The sequence below is a fragment of the Stenotrophomonas sp. NRRL B-14846 genome (genome assembly GCF_050473585.1).
Taxonomy (GTDB): Bacteria; Pseudomonadota; Gammaproteobacteria; order Xanthomonadales; family Xanthomonadaceae; genus Stenotrophomonas.
The window spans coordinates 217,938-235,956 of sequence record NZ_JBFLUN010000022.1; the positions used below are offsets into that span (position 1 = coordinate 217,938).

Below are 18,019 nucleotides of genomic sequence, written 5' to 3' on the forward strand. Positions count from 1 at the left end.
CCCCTTTTTCAGTGATAGCGCGGGCGTATCGTGCGATGTGGTCAACGGTATTGGCCGGGCGCGGTGCGCTTGGCCGAAGCTGTGCCGATGCAGCCAATTTCTCGTATTTCCTTTGAGGGCCAGGTGGGCCTGGTGACGGGGGCCGCCGGTGGACTGGGCCTGGCCTACAGCCGCCTGCTGGCCGAGCACGGCGCGCAGGTGCTGATGCATGACGTCGGTGCCGGTACCGATGGCCGGGGCGTTGACCCGCAGCGCATCCTGCGCAGCGTCGAAGTGCTGCAGGCGCAGGGGCTTTCGGTGCAAGCGGCGAGCAACCTAATCGACCATCGCGACGGTTGCCATGCGCTGGTGCAGGAGCTGCTGCAGGCGCACGGCCGCATCGACTTCCTGATCCACAACGCGGGCTGGGTCGAGTACCAGGCGCTGGAAGTGATCGAGGACGACGCGCTGGAGCGGATGCTGTGCCTGGCGGCGAAGACGCCGCTGTGGCTGGCGCAGGCGGCGTGGCCGGCCATGCGCGCAGCGGGCGGTGGCCGCATCGTCATCACCACGTCCGATCGCGCGCTGTATCCCCAATACGCGCAGCGCGGGCTGTCCGCCTATGCGATGGGCAAGCTGGCCGCGCTGGGCCTGGTCAATGTGCTGGCGCTGGAAGGCGCCGAGCATGGCATCGTGGTCAACGCGGTTTCGCCGGTGGCAAAGACGCGCATGTGGGGCATCGACGGCGAGCCCGACGAACTGCATCCGGAAGCTGTTGCGCAAGGGGTGGCCTATCTGGCATCCACGCGTTGCCAGGAAGGCGGGTGGGCGCTGCGTGCCAGCAACGGGCAGTTCCATGCACTGCGCCTGCAGGAAGCCGAGCATGTGGCGTATCCGCGGGATCTGCGCGCGGTGACTGCTGACAGCATCGAATCGGTCGCGCTGCAGTGGCCGGCCATCGCCCGCGCGAGCGTGGACGTACGCAGCTGAGGGCGTACCCTAGGCGGGTTCCCACTGCCTGCACCGTGATGATCGACCTGCGCCTGCTTCGCCAGTTCGTGGCCGTGGCCGAAGAGCTGCATTTCCACCGCGCCGCCGCCCGCCTGCACATGTCACAGCCGCCGCTGACGGCGGCGATACGACGGTTGGAAGACGCGCTCGGAAGTGAACTGATCGTGCGTGGCAACCGCACCCTGGGCCTGACCGTGGCCGGGCAGACGCTGCTGGTGGAGGCGCGGGCAACGCTGCAGCAGGCCGAGCAGGCGTTGCAGCGCACGCGCGAAGCTGCTGCCGGACAGTCCGGCAGCCTGCGCATAGGCTATGTCGGCAGTGCGCTGTATGGCCGCCTGCCAGGCCTGATCCGCCGCTTCCGCCAGCAATACCCGCAGGTGCAGCTGCACCTGCAGGAAGCCACGTCGCGCCAGCAGCAGCTGTGGCTGCGTGAGCAGCGCATTGATGTCGGCGTGTTGATTCCACCGATTCCCGCCGCCGAGCTGGTGCTGCACGCCTTCGATCACGACCGCCTGGCGATTGCGCTGCCGCGTGCACATGCGCTGGCCGACGCGCCGGAGGTCAGTGTGGCGATGCTGGCTGACGAACCGTTCGTTTCATGGCCGGCAGGCGAGGGCATCGGCTTCCACGCGCAGGTGCTGGGCCTGTGCACCGCTGCGGGCTTCACCCCGCGCGTGGTGCAGGAAGCGCAGGGCATGCATGCGGTGTTGTCGCTGGTGGCGGTGGAGGCGGGCGTGGCGATCGTTCCTGCCAGCATGGCCAGCTTCCGCCCGCAGGAGATCGTCTATCGCGTGCTGGAGAGCGAAGCAGCGCGTTTCGACCTGCCGTTCTGCATGCGGCCGGAACCACCGTCGCCGGTGCTGCGCAATTTTCTGCAGGCGGCGGGCATCAACTGATTCTGTGGACCCGCTACGCCTCGTCGCCGCGGAACAGGTTGGCAACGGCATAGTCGATGAACACCCGCAGGCGTGCACTGGGATGGCGCCCACCGGGCCACAGCAGCGAGAACTGCCCCTGGTGCGTGGGCAGCGCAGGCAGCACCCGTTGCAGGCGGCCATCGTCCAGCGCGTCAGCGGCGAGGAAGTCAGGCATCCAGGCCAGGCCCATGCAACCGATCGCAGCGGCCAGCACGGCTTCCATGTTGTTGCAGGTCATCGCCGTGGGAAGACGCGCCCCGGCATCGCCTTCGATGCCCGGCAGCTGCCACGGATGCAGCTTTCCAGTGGTGGGGTAACGGAAGCGCAGCGCGGTATGCATGCGCAGGTCGCTCACATCACCGGGCGTGCCGTGCGCCTGCAGATAGCCCGGCGCTGCACAGAGGATGAAACGAAATCCGCCAAGCCGCCGTGCGGTCAGACTGGAATCGGCCAGTTCACCGCTGCGTATCACCGCATCCAGGCCTTCGCTGACCACATCGACGATGCGGTCGTTGAAGTCCAGTTCCAGCTGCACCTGCGGGTAGCGTTGCTGGAAGCCGGGCAGCACCGGCAGCAGGAAGCGGTAGCCGATGGTGGGCAGGCCGATGCGCAGCAGCCCGCTGGGGGCGTGCTGGCGCTGTGCCAGGTCTGCCTGCGCTTCGGAAAGCTCATCCAACGCACGCCGGCAGCGCTGCAGCAGCAGTTCGCCTTCATCGGTGAGGTGCACGCGGCGGGTGGTGCGCTGGAACAGGCGCGTGCCGAGTTCCTGTTCAAGGCGGGCGATGCGCTTGCCGACGGCCGACGCGGACAGGCCGAGTACGCGGGCGGCACCGACGATGCTGCCCGCCTCCGCGGTGCGGACGAAGGCGAGCAGGGCAGAGATGGAGTCCATGAGAGGCATGATTGCGGAACAGTCGGCCGCAATCAACGTCCATGGAGCCTGTTTTTCTGGGATAGCGGCCTGTCCATCATCAATGCCCCTGATGGATGGAGGCCCGCATGGCCCCGGTTTCGATGCTCCCCGTACTTTCCCGCACACATCAGCGCTGGACGCTGCTCGCGGTCTGCCTGGCCGCGCTGGCGCTGCCGTTGTCCTTCTCGGCCGGGGCGGTCGTGGTGCCCGCGCTGGCCCATTCCGTGGCGGCGTCGCCGACCGCGCTGGCGTGGGTGACCAACGCCTTCATGCTCACCTTCGGCAGCCTGCTGCTCGCTGCCGGTGGCCTGGCCGACCGCTATGGCCGACGGCGGTTGTTCCTGCTGGGCACAGCGGGTTTCACCATCGCCACGGCCGTTGTCTGCCTTGCGCCGACGCTGTTGTGGCTGGATCTGGCGCGCGGGTTGCAGGGTGTTGCCGCTGCAGCGGCATTGGCATCCGGTACGGCGGCGCTGGCGCATGCGTGGCAGGGGCCGGTGCGTGCCCGTGTGTTCGCCCTGCTGGGCACCACGTTCGGTGCGGGGTTGGCGCTGGGGCCGCTGCTCGCCGGACTGCTGCTGCAGGTACTGGGATGGCGCAGCGTGTTCGCGGCGGGCGGTGTACTGACGTTGGCGGCCTTCGCGCTGGGCGCACGTGTGTTGCCCGAAAGCCAGGGCGAGCGCGGGCGGCTGGATGTCGGCGGCATGCTGGGCTTCAGCCTGATGCTGGCGGCGTTGACCCTGGCCCTGCTGTGGCTGGGGGAATTCGGCCTGCATGCCGTGCGCGTGCAGCTGGCGCTGCTGGCGACGCTGCTGCTGGGCGCGGTGTTCGTCTGCACCGAACGGCTGCAGCGCTCACCGTTGCTGGACCTCTCGCTGTTCTCGCAACCGGCGTTCCTGGGTGTCCAGCTGCTGCCGGTCGCAACCTGCTTCGGCTACGTGGTGCTGCTGGTGGTGCTGCCCCTGCAGCTGCTGGGCGTGCACGGCCAGAGCGCGACGCTGGTGGGGCTGCAGATGCTGGCCCTGTCCGCGCCGATGCTGGTGCTGCCGATGCTGGCCGCACGCTGGGCCGAGCGCGTTGGAAGTGCGCGGCTGTGCGCGCTGGGCCTGCTGGTCTGTGCCTCTGGCCTGTACCTGTTGTCGCGCCACGCATCGCATCCGTCGCCCTCGCAGTGGGTGCCGTTGCTGATGCTGATCGGTGCGGGCACGGCGTTGCCTTGGGGCTTGATGGATGGGCTGTCGGTGAGCGTGGTGCCGGTGCAGCGCGCGGGCATGGCTGCCGGCATCTTCGGAACGGTGCGGGTGGCCGGTGAGGGCATCGCATTGGCCGCAGTCACGGCCGTGCTTGCGCTGCTGATCGGCCACCAGCTGCAGGGAGCATCGCCGGCATCGCTGGCGCGTGCCGGTGCTTATCTGGCGACGGGTGCGCATGCACAGGCGCAGGCACTGCTTCCGGCGATGAGCGGCGCACAGCTGCAGCAGGCCAGTGCCGAGGCGCTGGCGATACTGCTGCGTGTCCTGGCGCTGCTGACCGCCGCATGCGCTGTGCTGCTGCACCTGCTGCTGCGGCGGCCAGCGTTGGCTGTGATCAGAACCGGTAGCTGATGGTGCCGGTCACTACGCGCGGGTAGCCGGCGAAGCAGTCGCCGAAGGTACGGCAAGGTGCGTAGTAGCGCTTGTCGGTGAGGTTGGCGATGTTCAACGCCATCGTCCAGTCAGTCACCTGTACTTCCACCAAGGCGTCCGCCAGCGTGTAGCTGGGGGTGATGATGCGCCCACCGTTGCCCAGCGACACGGTATTGCCGACGTGGCGCACGCCCAGGCCCAGGCGCAGGCGTGCGGCATCATCCAGCTGGAAGCCCTTCGAAATCCATGCCGAGGCCAGGTCCTGCGGGGTGTCGTTGAGGCGCTGGCCCACTTCCAGCGCGAAGTTGCTGCGGCTGACCTCGGCCTCGTTGCGCGCAACGGCGGCGGTGACGGTGAGGTCGTTGGCGAACTGGAACTGGCCTTCCAGCTCGATGCCCTTGGAGCGGATCTGCCCGGTCTGCACTACGTTCAGTACGTTGTCCGGGTCGTTGGTCTGCCGGTTGGTTTCGGTGATGCGGTACGCCGCCATCGTCAGCAGCAGGTTGCGCGCGGGTTGCCACTTGATGCCTGCCTCGCTCTGGCGGCCACGCATCGGCTTGAAGGCCTGGCCGAACAGGTCCTGGCCAGTGACCGGCAGGAACGATTCGCTGTAACTCAGGTAGGGCGACACCCCGGCGCCCAGTTCGCCGATCAGGCCGGCGCGATAGGTGGTGGCGTTGTCGGTCTGGCTGGGCTGGCCCTCCGTCTTCGAGCGTGCATGGTCGCGGCGCGCGCCCAGTACCAGCGACACGCGGTCGGCCCAGCGGATCTGATCCTGCACGTACAGCCCCAGCTGGGTGGAGGTCTGGTCGGGTTGGCGGTCCCAGCCACGCACCGTCGGTGCCATCGATACCGGGGCGTAGATGTCGATCGGTGTGCCAGTGGCATCCAGGCGCTGCAGCTGTTCCTGGTACTTGCTGTAGTCGACGCCGGCCAACAACAGGTGCTGGAAGGCGCCGGTGGCGAAGTCGAACTGCAGCGCATTGTCCGCGCTGAGGATCTGCACATCCGGGCGGGTGCCATAGGCGGTACGGTTGACCACGCGACGTGCGGCGTCGATGAACGGATCGGCCGGGTTGCTGTAGCTGTCCACGTACATCTGCTGCAGCGTCGTTTTGCCATCGATGTAGCGCACGGCCGAGCGCAGGCTGAGCACGTCGTTGAAGCTGTGGTCGAACAGTGCGGTCAGGCTGTAGACGCGGGAGTCGATGCGGTCGAAGCCCGGGTCGCCGATGAAGGTGGAGGGATCCAGGCGGCGGCCGGGTGGCGCCAGCAGGGTCGCGGCCAGCGGCAGGAACTGCTGGCTGGAGCCGGTCTTGTCATGCTGATAGCTGGCCAGCAGGGTCAAGGTGCTGCGTTCGCCACGCCAGCTGATCGACGGTGCCAGGTAGACGCGGTCATCCTTGAGCGTGTCGGTCTGCATGTTGGAGGCGCGTACCAAGCCGACCAGGCGACCGGCCACGGAGCCGTCCGCGTTCAATGCACCGCCGACGTCCCCCTGCAGTTGCCTGCGATCGAAGCTGCCCAGCTGCACGCCGATCTCACCGCGTGCCGCACCGAAGGTGGGGCGCTTGCTGATGGCATTGATGATGCCGCCGGTGGCGCCGGCGCCGTACAGCACCGAGGAGGGGCCGCGCAGTACTTCCACCCGCTCCAGGCCATAGATTTCCGGGCGGGCGAGGGGGCTGAAGCCGTAGCTGCGGCGCAGGCCATCCACGTACTGCACCGGGTCCAGGCCGCGTACCGAAGTAGCGTCGTTGCGCGTATCCAGGCCCCAGGCATCGGCGGTGACGCCCGCGCTGTAGCGCAGCACTTCCTGCAGGTTGTGCGCGCCGCGATCGGTGAACAGCTGTTGGGTGACCACGCTGATCGCCTGTGGCGTCGCGGTCAGCGCGGTATCGGTCTTGGTCGCGGTACTGGCGCGGTCGGCAACGACGCTGACGCGGTCCAGGGTCCGGGCGTCCGGTGTTTCCGCAGCCACAGCCAGTGGTGCGGTGAGGGCACCGGGCAGCGCCAGGGCAAGGGAGAGCAGGGTGTGGCGGGCAGGCATGGCGGTCGGTCCATGGAAGATCGCCGCGGATTATCGGGATTGCCTTGGATTGATGCAAATGATTATCAATAGCGTGTCATCCGGCGGTCGCCTTCGCATCACGCTCCCTATGCCGGCCCGCGCCTAGCCTTGGTCGTCCCCGTCCCCCACGGAGACCCGCCATGTGGTTGCTCGACCATCTCTGGCCCGGCCGTAGACCACTTCCTCCCCCGGTCGCGGACGCGCCGCAGGCGCCGCCACGCCGCCCCTGGTTGAAACGCCCGGCGCGGGCCGGGCGCAGTGGCATGGCGCCCTGGCAGAAGGTCGCCACGCCGCCGCGGCGCGCGCGCCACTAGCCGGTGCGGTCGGCGGGGTGGTTGACCCCGTCGTTGACCGGGATCACACCCAGCGCGAACGGGTCGATGCCTTCCAGGCAGGCCACGTTGTAACCGTACTGTTCCGGGTTGGAGCGGCGCCGATGATGGGTGTAGATGCCGCACACGCCGCAGAAGTAGTGCTCGGCCACATGGGTGTTGAACTGGTACAGCTGCAGGTGGTTCTGCCCGCGCACCACCTGCAGGCCCGCGCGGGTAACGCTGGCTGCAATGGCACCCCGGCGCCGGCACATCGAGCAGTCGCAACGGCGCGGGTCGACGATGCCGTCCGGCAGGTCCAGCAGCAGTTCGACCGTGCCGCAATGGCAGGTGGCGCGGTGCTGGGGTTGGACCGGAACGCCGGCCACGGAAGTGATGCCCATCGTTGCTCCTTGTGATCCATCTGGCCGCGGGGCCGCCGCAGACGGTGCACCGGCGTGCCTGAACGGGCCGTAGATGCCACGGTGAACCCGCTTGTGGCTAACTATGCGGCTTCGGGACCGCGACAGGATGCCAGTGAGAGCCGCAGGACGTTGGATGACAGGAAGTGCCATGGCGCTGGCAGCGTTGTGGGTGACCGGGCTGCTGGCCTATCAGATGCCGGGGCCGGGCTGGCTGGCGAACGGCATTGCGGTGCTGTGGCTGCTGCTTGCGCTGTGGGCGTCGTGGCGGGTCGCGCGTGGCCGTGGCCATCGTCGCCTGGGCATGGCGTTCGGCGCCTCGTTGGCGCTGGCTGGCCTGTGGTGGCTGCTGCTGACCCCACGCCAGGACCGCGTGTGGGCCGATGACGTGGCCCAGCGCCTGCATGTGGTGTCCTTCGACGGGCGCCACGTGGTGTTCGACAACGTGCGTGATTTCACCTGGCGCAGCGAAACCGACTACGACGCGCGCTGGGTGCGCCGCGAATACGACCTGGACCAGCTGCGCTCGGCCGACCTGGTGCTGTCGTACTGGATGGGCCCCGCGATCGCCCACACCCTCATCTCGTTCGGTTTCGAGGATGGCCGCCACGTGGTGTTCTCGCTGGAGATCCGCAAGGAACGTGGTGAATCGTTCTCGGCGCTGGGCGGCTTCTTCCGCAAGTTCGAGATGACTCTGGTGGCCTCGGAGGAGACCGACATCATCCGCACCCGCACCAACGCGCGCGGCGAGGATGTCTACCTGTACCGCCTGCACGGCATGGACCGTGCGCAGCTGAAGGAGCTGTTTGCCGCGTACATCGCGCAGGCGCGCGAACTGGATGCGAAGCCGGGCTTCTACAACACGCTCACCAGCAACTGCACCACCATCGTCTTCGACCTGGCCCGGCACATCGCGCCGCGCCTGCCGCTGGACTATCGCCTGCTGCTGTCCGGGTATCTGGCCGAGTACGCGCAGGAGGTGGGTGCGCTCACGCCGGGTGTGCCGTACGCCGAACTGCATGACAAGGGCCGCATCACCCAGCGTGCGCTGGACCTGGGCAGCGGCGACCACTTCTCCACCGTGATCCGCCAGGGCGTGCCCGGCACCGAGCAGGACCCGCAGTAATGACCCGACTCTTCCTGATCCGCTGGCAGCGCGCGCTGCCGGTGTTGTTCGCCGCCTTCCTGCTGCTGGGCAGCAGCGGCTGCGCGATGGTGACCGTCAAACAGGTCAAATCCAGCGATTCGCTGGTGAACAAGCGTGCCGACGTGCTCAACACCGGCAAGCTCAGCCCGGCCGCGCGCGAGACGCTCAGCGCGGCGGGCCTGGACGAGTCGCAATGCGAGAAGGACTTCCTGGTCTGCCGCAGCACGCTGCTGATGACCGATGACCTCAATGTCGAGCAGCGGCTGTCGGCGCTGTCCGAACTGTGGGTGAAGGCCGCGCTGGCGCTGACGCCGAAGAAGACCGCCGCCGGCGATCCGCCGATGAGCGATGCGGCGCTGGACGCCTGGCTGGAAGCCGCGCGCTATGCCTATGCCTACCTGTTCTACAGCGGGCGTTCGCCGTCCGACCGTGCCTTCGAGGACCGGCAGACGCAGGTGCGCGACTACTACAACTACGCGGCAGAGAAGGCGGCAGTGGTGTTGTTCGTGCGCGCACGCGCCGCTGCGCTGGCGGGCGAGGACTATACGAAACCGCTCACGGTCGGCAGCTGGTCGCTGGCCTCCAACTACCAGCAGTTGAACCTGAAGAGCATTCCTGCGCAGCTGGTACCGGCCGGCACGGTCAGCTTCGTCGGCCTGCGCAGCACCTATCGCCGCGATGGTTTCGGCGCCGAGCTGGTGATGGTGATGGACCCGCCGAAGCTGGTCGCGCCGGTGATCGCGCCGGATGGCCCGAAGGCCGATACGCCGCCGGAGGATGAGGACGACGCGCGTCGTGGCCGCCGCCATCGCCATGACGATTCGGTGCCCGAGTTCAGCGAGATGTCCTCGATCAACGTCACTGCGTTGCTGCGGTTCGAGGGCAGCAGCCTGGACGATGTGATGCGCACGCGCCGGGTCGAGCTCGATGCCTATTCGCCGGAAGCCACCGAACGCATCACCCTGCACGGCGAACAGGTACCGCTGGCCGGCAATTTCACCGCCGCCTACGGCCTGTGGCTGGCGCAGAGCGGCTTCGCCCGGCAGTCACTGCGCACCCTGTTCGGCATGAGCGAGGGCATCGGCGAACCGCACATCTACCTGATGCAGCCGTGGGACCCGAACCGCCGCATCATCTTCATGCTGCACGGCCTGGCCAGCAGCCCGGAAGCCTGGGTGAACCTGGCCAACGAGATCATGGGCGATCCCGAGCTGCGCCAGCAGTTCCAGGTGTGGCAGGTCTACTACCCGACCAACGCACCGATCGCGCTGAACCGCTACGAGATCGCCAACGCGTTCAACGATACGCTGAAGCACTTCGATCCCAATGGCACCACGCGCGCATCGAAGGACATGGTCTACATCGGCCACAGCATGGGCGGCGTGCTCGCGCGCCTGCTGGTGAGCGATTCCGGTGATGTGCTGTGGGATGACCTGCTGGCCAACTACGATCTGAAGGGCGAGCGCCTGAAGCGGGTGCAGACCAAGCTGGGGCCACTGCTGCATTTCAAGGCGCAGCCGAACGTGGAGCGCGCGATCTTCATCGCCGCGCCGCACCAGGGCACGGATATCGCCGGCAACAAGGTCGGGCGCCTGATCGGTCGCCTGGTGCGCCTGCCGCTGACCATCCTCGGCAAGTTCGAGGATGTGTTCATGGCGCTGGCGCAGGCCGAACAGCAGGTCGATGGCACCGCCAAGCCGAAGATCCCCAACAGCATCGACAACCTCAAGGCCAGCGATCCGTTCGTGAAGGCCGCCGCGCAGTTGCCGATCGAAGCGGGCCTGAAGTACCACTCGATCATCGCCCAGCGCAAGCCGGAGCTGCCGGTGGAGAAGTCTGATGACGGGCTGGTGCCGTACTGGAGCGCGCACCTGCCGGGTGCGCTGTCGGAGAAAGTGATCATCTCCGGCCACAGCGTGCAGGAAACCCCGCAGGCCGTGCTGGAAGTGCGGCGCATCCTGCATCGGGATATCGATGACATGGGCGCCGCTACCAGGTAGTGCCGGCCGCTGGCCGGCATCATCACAGCATTCCTGCGTGCGTGGAGGTTGCCGGCCAGCGGCCGGCACTACCGAGCGCTGCCGCCTACACCCGCCGCGCGATCACCGCGGCCAGCACCGCCAGGCCGAAAGTGATCGCCAGGCACAGCAGGTAGCCGGTGTGCGGCGCGCTTTCCACGAACAGGGCGAACAGCGCGCCGGAGACCGCCAGCGCGGTGGTCACCGACAGCGCCTCGCTCAGCTGCAGCGCCGAGGTATTGGCACCCTGCTCATGCGGCGCCGACAGCGACAGGGTCAGCACCGACAGGCTGGCGTAGATCATGCCCATGCCGAAACCGGTCACGGCCCAGCCGACCAGCGCGACCGGCAGCGGCATCTGCTTGAACAGCACCGCCAGCGTGGCGGCGATGCCGACCGTCATCATCACCGTGCCAACGCGCAGCAGCTGCTGGCGTGACCAGCCGCGCTGCTGGTGACCCTGCAGCCAGGAGCCGGCGAACCAGCCCAGCGCACCGAGGCTGAGCACCGCGCCGGCCCAGCTGGGCAAAAGCCCGCGTTCGCGCTGCAGCAGCAGGGGCAGATAGGCCTCGCAGGCGAAGAAGGCTGCGGCGGCGATGCCGCGTAGCGCGATCACGCTGGGCAGGCCGCGGCGCAGGATCAGCGTTCCGGCCGGCAACAGCCGGTGCACGCAGAACAGCAGCGCAAGCATCGCCACGCCGATGCAGAGCAGGGCAGCCATGCCCTGTTGCTGGCCGCCGACGTAGAGCAGCAGTGCGGCCAGTGAGGCGCCACTGGCCCAGCGCACCACGTTGCCGCGTTCACCATCGTTGCCGGGCGCAACGGGAGACTGCATGCGCGCCAATGCCGGGCGCAGCAGCAGTGCGGCGGGTATCGCCAGCAGTGGCACTGCCAGGAATACCCAGCGCCAGCCCAGATGCTGCACGATCAGGCCACTCAACGCCGGGCCGACCATCGAGGGCACCACCCAACCCGCAGAGAACGCCGCGAACACCTTCGGTCGCAGGTGCTCGGGGTAGCTGCGGCCGACCATCACGTACAGCGAGACCGAAATCGCGCCCGCGCCCAGGCCCTGCATCAGGCGCCCGGCCACCAGCATGCCCATGCGCGTCGCAAAGCCGGCCAGCAACAGGCCCAGCACGAAGCAGGCCAGGCCGTACCAGAGCGGGCGCGCGGGGCCGTGGCGATCGGCCCAGCGCCCGGCCAGGGTCATGCCGATGACGCTGGTGGCCAGGGTGCCGCCAAAGGCCAGCGCGTACAGGCGCAGGCCATCGAGCGCTTCGGCCACGGTGGGCATCGCGGCCGCGACGGCCAATGCCTCGAAGGCATGCAGCGCGACCAGCGCAACCATGCCGATGGTGGTGGCGCGGTAGCGCGCGGACAGGATCGAGGTGTCAGCCGGCAGGTGGGCGTCGGCGGGAGAGAGGGTCGGGGTCATACGGGTCAGGTGCAGGCCGCGCTTGTCAACGGGCGGCGAAGATAGCAGCATGACACCTCAACTGTAGTTGAGGTCAAGCAATGGCATCCCAGGAACTCAGCGTTGGCGAGGTCTCCCAGCGCAGTGGCGTGGCCATTTCCGCACTGCATTTCTACGAGCGCAAGGGGCTGATCAGCAGCCTGCGCACTTCGGGCAACCAACGCCGTTACAGCCGGGATGTGCTGCGCCGGCTGGCGGTGATCCGCGTGGCGCAGCGGGTGGGCATGCCGCTGGAAGCGGTCGGCCGTGCCTTCGAGAGCCTGCCTGAAGGCCGCGCGCCGACCAAGGCCGACTGGGCCAAGCTGTCCGCGCGCTGGCGCACCGAGCTGGAAGAGCGCATCCACATGCTGCAGCTGCTGCGCGATGAACTGACCGGCTGCATCGGCTGTGGCTGCCTGTCGCTGCAGCATTGTCGCCTGGCCAACCCGGGCGACGTCCTCGGCGAACGCGGCGACGGCCCGATGCGCTGGGAATGAAAAAGGGGACGGAGGGGATTAAGTCGCAAGTGCACAAACGACTTAATCCCCTCCGTCCCCTTTTTCTTACCAGACCGTGATCGTCTCGCCGCTCTGGATGCCTTCCACTGCGCGCTGGAAGGCCAGCGCCGCGCGCTGCGCGCTCACCGCCTCGAAGCCCGGGAAGTAGGGGCCGTAGGCGGCCATCGATTCGATCAGTACGTTCGGGCTGACCACGTTGATGCGCAGGCCGCGCGGCAGCAGCTCGAGTGCGGCGGCACGCACGAAGCCTTCCAGTGCGGCATTCACCGAGGTGGCGTTGACGCCATCGCGGATCGGCTGTGCGCTGACGATGCCGCTGGTCAGGGTGATCGAACCGCCGGCGTTGAGGTGGTGCTGGGCGACCAGCGCCAGCCGCACCTGGCCCAGCAGCTTGTCCTGCAGGCCGATGTTGAAGTGCTCGGGCGTCATCTCCTGCAGCGGGCCGAAGTACAGCTTGCCAGCGGTGGATATCACCGCATCGACCGGGCCGGTACGCGCGAACAGCTCGGCAACGCTGGCGTCGTCGGTCAGGTCGACGCGCAGCTCACCGCTGTGGCGGCCGGCGGCGAGGATCTGATGCTGCTGGCCGAGCTGGCGGGCGACTGCCTGGCCGAGGGTGCCGCTGGCACCCACGAGGAGGATCTTCATGGCGGTTCCTTGCGGGAGGGGGAATGGGCGCAGTCTGCGCCCTCACAGCAGGGTTAGGTAAGCGGCGTATGCTTCGCAGATTCCTAACCCAGGATTAGTAATGGATACCCTCCGATGCATGCAGGCCTTCGTGGCGGTCGCCGAGCGTGGCAGCTTCGCCGGCGCCGCCGAACAGCTGCAGGTCTCGGCGGTGATGGTGGGCAAGTACATCCAGCAGCTGGAGGCGCACCTGGGGACGGCGCTGCTGCAACGGAATACCCGCCGCCAGCGCCTGACCGAAGCCGGCAGCGCCTACCTGGCCGGGTGCCGGCAGGTGCTGGAGCAGGTGCAGCATGCCGAGGCCGACGTGGCCGGTCTGCAGGTACAGCCGCGTGGCCTGCTGCGGGTCAGTGCGCCGACCACCTGGGGCAGCTGCGTGCTGGCGCCGCAGCTGGCCGGCCTGCTGCGCGCGCAGCCGCAGTTGAACATCGAACTGGACCTGAGCAACCGCCGCGTGGATCTGATCGAGGACGGCTTCGACGTGGCGATCCGGGTCGGACCGCTGCCATCGCAGGAGGTGGTGGCGCGGCCGTTGCCGCCCTACGCAATGAGCCTGTGCGCGGCGCCTTCATACCTGCGCCGGCGCGGCACGCCGCGCACGCCGGCGGATCTGGAAGGACATGACTGCCTGAGCCATCTCGCCTGGCGTGGTGGCCATGGCTGGCAGCTGGCCAACGGCGAACAGGTGGACTGGGAGGCGCGGCTGACCTGCAACGACGGTGTTGCACTGCGTGAGGCCGCCGTGGCCGGGGCGGGGCTGGTGCTGCAGCCGACCGCCCTGCTGGCCGGCGAGATCGCGGCCGGACGGTTGAAGCCACTGCTGCGCGACTACCTGCCCGAACCGCGGCCGATGCACCTGATCTACCTGCCGGATCGACGGCCGCGCCCGCGGTTGCAGTGCTTCGTCGATTTCGTCATGGCCACATTGGGGCAATGAGCATCCACGCATGGCGTGGATCTACTGAAGAGACAGGCATCAGTAGATCCACGCCATGCGTGGATGATGGTAGGTGCCGACCGTTGGTCGGCACACATCGGGATCAATCATTCGCCGCAGACAGTTCCTGCCCACGCACCTGCGCGGCGCGCAGCGCGGTGTCCACCAGCGCTTCGAAACCACCGGCCTGGAAGCGCTCGATCGCGGCCTGGGTGGTGCCGTTCGGCGAGGTCACGCGGCGGCGCAGCTCGGCGGGGCTTTCACCGGCTTCATCCAGCATGCGCGAGGCGCCCAGCAGGGTCTGCACCACCAGCGTGCGCGCGGCCTCGGCCGGCAGGCCCTGGGCAATGCCCGCCGCTTCCATCGCTTCGGCCAGCAGGAACACGTAGGCCGGCCCGCTGCCGGACACGGCAGTGACCGAATCCATCAGCGCCTCGCGCTCGATCCACACGGTACGGCCGGCACTGGCCAATACCTGTTCGGCCTGCGCGTGCTGCTGTGCATCCACCGACGGCGTGGCATACAGGCCGGTCACGCCGGCGCCGAGCAGGGCCGGCGTGTTGGGCATTGCACGCACCACCGGCAGGTTGCCGCCCAGCCAGCGTTCCAGCTGCGCGCTGGTGATGCCGGCGGCAATGGACACCACCAGCGGCCGGTTCGCCTGGGCCAGTGCCTGCAGCGACTGGCAGACCTCGCGCAGCACCTGCGGCTTCACCGCCAGCAGCCAGGTGCGGCCCTGTGCGGCGGCATTGGCGGCGTTGTCGTGTACCTGTACGCCGAAATCGGTGGCCAGCGACTCGCGCAGTGCTGCAACCGGTTCGGCCACATGGATGTGCGCGGCGGGCACGCCCTGGCGGATCAGGCCGGCGATCAGGCTGCGTGCCATGTTGCCGCCGCCGATGAAGGTGATGGAATCAGCTGCCATGGAAGTCTCCTTGGAAAATCAGGCCGGGCGCGGGCGCGCGCCGAACAGGGCGGTGCCGATGCGCACCAGGGTGGCGCCCTCGGCGATGGCTTCGGCGTAGTCGCTGCTCATGCCCATCGACAGCGTGTCGACCTGCGCGTACTGGGCGGCCAGTGATTGGAAAAGGGCGCGCATGCGCACGAATGCATCCCGACGACGCTCGGCCTCCGGCCACGGCGCCGGAATCGCCATCAGGCCGCGCAGGCGCAGCTGGGGCTCGGCGGCGATCGCGGCGGCCAATGCGTCCACGGCCTCCGGCGCACAGCCGTGCTTGCTGGACTCATCGTCGATGTTGACCTGGATCAGCACGTTCAGCGGGCCGCGCGTGGCCGGGCGATGGCGCGCCAGCGCCGTCACCAGCTTGGGCCGGTCCACGCTCTGCACCCAGTCGAAATGGGTGGCCACGGCATCGGCCTTGTTCGACTGCAGGTGGCCGATCAGGTGCCACTCCAGCGCCAGGTGCTGCAGCGCCTGCATCTTGGCCAGCGCTTCCTGCACATAGTTCTCGCCGAAGGCATGCTGGCCCTGTGCGGCCAGCGCGGCCACGGCCTCGGCCGGTTGGGTCTTGGAAACGGCCAGCAGGCGCGGATCGGGCCGGCCGGCCGCCTCGGCGGCAGCATGCAGGTTGCTCAGGATCTGGGGCAGGGGAGTGGCCACGTAACGCGTTCCGTTGAATCAGGAGGCTATACTGCCGCCCGGGGAAAGATCCTTCCAGTCGAAGCCGTTATTGGGGAGTAGCCGCTCATGGATATCGCCGAACTGCTGGCGTTTTCCGTAAAGAACAAAGCGTCCGACCTGCACCTGTCTGCAGGCCTGCCGCCGATGATCCGCGTGGACGGCGATGTTCGCCGGATCAACATCCCAGCCCTGGACCACAAGCAGGTCCACGCGCTGGTGTACGACATCATGTCCGACAAGCAGCGCCGCGATTACGAGGAATTCCTCGAAGTGGACTTCTCTTTCGAGATCCCGTCGCTGGCGCGCTTCCGTGTGAACGCGTTCAACCAGAACCGCGGCGCCGGTGCGGTGTTCCGTACCATTCCCTCCGAGGTGCTCACCCTCGAGGACCTGGCCTGCCCGCCGTTGTTCCGCGAGGTGATCCAGCAGCCGCAGGGCCTGATCCTGGTGACCGGCCCGACCGGCTCGGGCAAGTCGACCACGCTGGCGGCGATGATCGACTACATCAACAAGAACGAATACGGCCACATCCTCACCGTCGAGGATCCGATCGAATTCGTGCACACCTCGCAGAAGTGCCTGATCAACCAGCGCGAAGTGCACCGCGACACGCATGGCTTCAACGAAGCGCTGCGCTCGGCGCTGCGTGAGGACCCGGACATCATCCTGGTCGGCGAACTCCGTGACCTGGAAACCATCCGCCTGGCACTGACCGCCGCGGAAACCGGCCACCTGGTGTTCGGCACTCTGCACACCAGTTCGGCGGCCAAGACCATCGACCGTATCATCGACGTGTTCCCGGCCGGCGAAAAGCCGATGGTGCGTTCGATGCTGTCCGAGTCGCTGCGTGCGGTGATCTCGCAGGCTCTGCTGAAGAAGGTCGGCGGCGGTCGTACCGCTGCGTGGGAAATCATGGTCGGCACCCCGGCCATCCGCAACCTGATCCGCGAGGACAAGGTCGCGCAGATGTACTCGGCCATCCAGACCGGCCAGCAGTACGGAATGATGACCCTGGACCAGCACCTGCAGGACCTGGTCAAGCGCAGCCTGATCACCCGCAACCAGGCCCGCGAGTACGCCAAGGACAAGCGCCTGTTCGAGTAAGGCGGGGCAACAACGGGGCGGCGTGCGCCAGTGCGCCGCCGTACCCGCGCCGTTTCCTCCACCGACCGTTTCCTGGTACATGCCCCATTGGGAGCCCGCCGTGAACACCACCGCGACCACCATCGATTTCACTTCGTTCCTCAAGCTGATGGCGCACCAGCGCGCCTCGGACCTGTTCATCACGGCCGGCATGCCGCCGGCGATGAAGGTCAACGGCAAGATCTCGCCGATCACGCAGACCCCGCTCACGCCGCAGCAGAGCCGCGACCTGGTCCTGAACGTGATGACCCCGGCGCAGCGCGAGGAATTCGAGAAGACCCACGAATGCAACTTCGCCATCGGCCTGTCCGGTGTCGGCCGCTTCCGCGTCAGCTGCTTCTACCAGCGCAACCAGGTTGGCATGGTGCTGCGTCGCATCGAGACGCGCATTCCGACCGTGGAAGAACTGAGCCTGCCGCCGATCATCAAGACGCTGGCGATGACCAAGCGCGGCATCATCCTGTTCGTCGGTGCCACCGGTACCGGTAAATCGACCTCGCTGGCGGCGATGATCGGTTACCGCAACCAGAATTCGACCGGCCACATCATCACCATCGAAGACCCGATCGAATTCGTGCACAAGCACGAGGGCTGCATCATCACCCAGCGCGAGGTCGGCATCGATACCGACAGCTGGGAAGCGGCCCTGAAGAACACCCTGCGCCAGGCGCCGGACGTGATCATGATCGGCGAGGTGCGTACCCGCGAAGGCATGGACCACGCCATCGCGTTCGCCGAAACCGGCCACCTGGTGCTGTGCACCCTGCATGCCAACAACGCCAACCAGGCGATGGACCGCATCGTCAACTTCTTCCCGGAAGACCGCCGCAACCAGTTGCTGATGGACCTGTCGCTGAACCTCAAGGGCGTGGTCGCGCAGCAGCTGGTGCCGTCGCCGGATGGCCGCTCGCGCAAGGTGGCGATGGAGATCCTGCTGGGCACGCCGCTGGTGCAGGACTACATCCGCGACGGCGAGATCCACAAGCTGAAGGAAGTGATGAAGGACTCGGCCCAGCTGGGCATGAAGACCTTCGACCAGAGCCTGTTCGAGCTGTACCAGGCCGGCGAGATCAGCTACGAGGACGCGCTGCGCTACGCCGATTCGCAGAACGAAGTACGCCTGCGCATCAAGCTCAGCCAGGGCGGCGATGCCCGCACCCTGTCGCAGGGGCTGGATGGCGTGGAGATTTCCGAGATCCGGTGACTGGACGGGCGCCTGCAG

16 protein-coding genes are annotated in these 18,019 nt (G+C 67.7%); 9 read left to right on the forward strand and 7 right to left on the reverse strand.

The window, feature by feature from the left end:
* Positions 1-87 precede the first annotated feature (87 nt).
* Together AB1281_RS03130 and AB1281_RS03135 are read left to right on the forward strand one after the other, a co-directional pair.
* Positions 88-969 (forward strand): SDR family NAD(P)-dependent oxidoreductase, encoded by an 882-nt coding sequence (locus AB1281_RS03130; protein WP_430345028.1) that lies wholly within the window; start codon positions 88-90, stop codon positions 967-969.
* Positions 970-1,007: 38 nt separating this feature from the next.
* The gene (locus tag AB1281_RS03135) at positions 1,008-1,886 is read left to right on the forward strand and encodes a LysR substrate-binding domain-containing protein (protein ID WP_430345029.1); all 879 of its coding nucleotides are present in this window, start codon (positions 1,008-1,010) and stop codon (positions 1,884-1,886) included.
* A 13-nt stretch (positions 1,887-1,899) separates the two neighbouring features.
* Here AB1281_RS03135 and AB1281_RS03140 read toward each other — a convergent pair whose 3' ends face one another.
* Positions 1,900-2,799, reverse strand: coding sequence for a LysR substrate-binding domain-containing protein (locus AB1281_RS03140; RefSeq protein WP_430345030.1), 900 nt, complete (start codon positions 2,797-2,799; stop codon positions 1,900-1,902).
* A gap of 107 nt (positions 2,800-2,906) precedes the next feature.
* On the opposite strand from AB1281_RS03140, the gene AB1281_RS03145 reads away from it, so the two are divergent.
* Positions 2,907-4,424 carry an MFS transporter gene (locus AB1281_RS03145; protein WP_430345031.1) on the forward strand — a complete coding sequence of 506 codons (1,518 nt, stop codon included), beginning with the start codon at positions 2,907-2,909 and terminating at the stop codon, positions 4,422-4,424.
* Here AB1281_RS03145 and AB1281_RS03150 read toward each other — a convergent pair.
* Both AB1281_RS03150 and AB1281_RS03155 read right to left on the reverse strand, forming a co-directional pair.
* Complete coding sequence (locus AB1281_RS03150; protein WP_430345032.1) at positions 4,408-6,495, reverse strand: TonB-dependent siderophore receptor; 2,088 nt, start codon at positions 6,493-6,495, stop codon at positions 4,408-4,410. The two genes, AB1281_RS03145 and AB1281_RS03150, sit on opposite strands and share 17 nt — an antisense overlap.
* A 331-nt stretch (positions 6,496-6,826) precedes the next feature.
* Entirely contained in the window at positions 6,827-7,231 is a 405-nt protein-coding gene (locus tag AB1281_RS03155) for a GFA family protein (RefSeq protein WP_049443405.1), read from the reverse strand.
* A gap of 169 nt (positions 7,232-7,400) precedes the next feature.
* Between AB1281_RS03155 and AB1281_RS03160 the strand changes: the two genes are divergently transcribed.
* Entirely contained in the window at positions 7,401-8,375 is a 975-nt protein-coding gene (locus AB1281_RS03160; RefSeq protein ID WP_430344822.1) for a DUF4105 domain-containing protein, read from the forward strand.
* Complete coding sequence (locus AB1281_RS03165) at positions 8,375-10,396, forward strand: esterase/lipase family protein (protein WP_430344814.1); 2,022 nt, start codon at positions 8,375-8,377, stop codon at positions 10,394-10,396. The genes AB1281_RS03160 and AB1281_RS03165 overlap by 1 nt, the downstream gene beginning before the upstream one ends.
* Positions 10,397-10,481: 85 nt before the next feature.
* Here AB1281_RS03165 and AB1281_RS03170 read toward each other — a convergent pair whose 3' ends face one another.
* Positions 10,482-11,903, reverse strand: a complete 1,422-nt coding sequence (locus AB1281_RS03170) for an MFS transporter (protein ID WP_430344815.1) — start codon at positions 11,901-11,903, stop codon at positions 10,482-10,484.
* 29 nt (positions 11,904-11,932) lie between these two features.
* Between AB1281_RS03170 and soxR the strand changes: the two genes are divergently transcribed.
* Positions 11,933-12,367, forward strand: coding sequence for a redox-sensitive transcriptional activator SoxR (soxR, locus tag AB1281_RS03175; protein ID WP_014036217.1), 435 nt, complete (start codon positions 11,933-11,935; stop codon positions 12,365-12,367).
* Between the two features lie 66 nt (positions 12,368-12,433).
* Here soxR and AB1281_RS03180 read toward each other — a convergent pair whose 3' ends face one another.
* Positions 12,434-13,036 carry a short chain dehydrogenase gene (locus AB1281_RS03180; protein WP_430344816.1) on the reverse strand — a complete coding sequence of 201 codons (603 nt, stop codon included), beginning with the start codon at positions 13,034-13,036 and terminating at the stop codon, positions 12,434-12,436.
* 100 nt (positions 13,037-13,136) lie between these two features.
* On the opposite strand from AB1281_RS03180, the gene AB1281_RS03185 reads away from it, so the two are divergent.
* Positions 13,137-14,012: a LysR family transcriptional regulator gene (locus tag AB1281_RS03185; protein ID WP_430345033.1), complete on the forward strand. Its 876-nt coding sequence runs from the start codon at positions 13,137-13,139 to the stop codon at positions 14,010-14,012.
* 103 nt (positions 14,013-14,115) lie between these two features.
* Here AB1281_RS03185 and proC read toward each other — a convergent pair whose 3' ends face one another.
* Together proC and AB1281_RS03195 are read right to left on the reverse strand one after the other, a co-directional pair.
* A complete protein-coding gene (gene proC / locus AB1281_RS03190) occupies positions 14,116-14,937 on the reverse strand; it encodes a pyrroline-5-carboxylate reductase (protein WP_430344817.1) in 822 nt (273 codons plus the stop codon).
* An 18-nt stretch (positions 14,938-14,955) separates the two neighbouring features.
* Complete coding sequence (locus tag AB1281_RS03195; RefSeq protein ID WP_430344818.1) at positions 14,956-15,633, reverse strand: YggS family pyridoxal phosphate-dependent enzyme; 678 nt, start codon at positions 15,631-15,633, stop codon at positions 14,956-14,958.
* Positions 15,634-15,720: 87 nt separating this feature from the next.
* Between AB1281_RS03195 and AB1281_RS03200 the strand changes: the two genes are divergently transcribed.
* Together AB1281_RS03200 and AB1281_RS03205 are read left to right on the forward strand one after the other, a co-directional pair.
* Positions 15,721-16,758, forward strand: coding sequence for a type IV pilus twitching motility protein PilT (locus AB1281_RS03200; RefSeq protein ID WP_004147099.1), 1,038 nt, complete (start codon positions 15,721-15,723; stop codon positions 16,756-16,758).
* A 79-nt stretch (positions 16,759-16,837) separates the two neighbouring features.
* Complete coding sequence (locus AB1281_RS03205) at positions 16,838-18,001, forward strand: PilT/PilU family type 4a pilus ATPase (RefSeq protein WP_285302785.1); 1,164 nt, start codon at positions 16,838-16,840, stop codon at positions 17,999-18,001.
* Positions 18,002-18,019 lie beyond the last annotated feature (18 nt).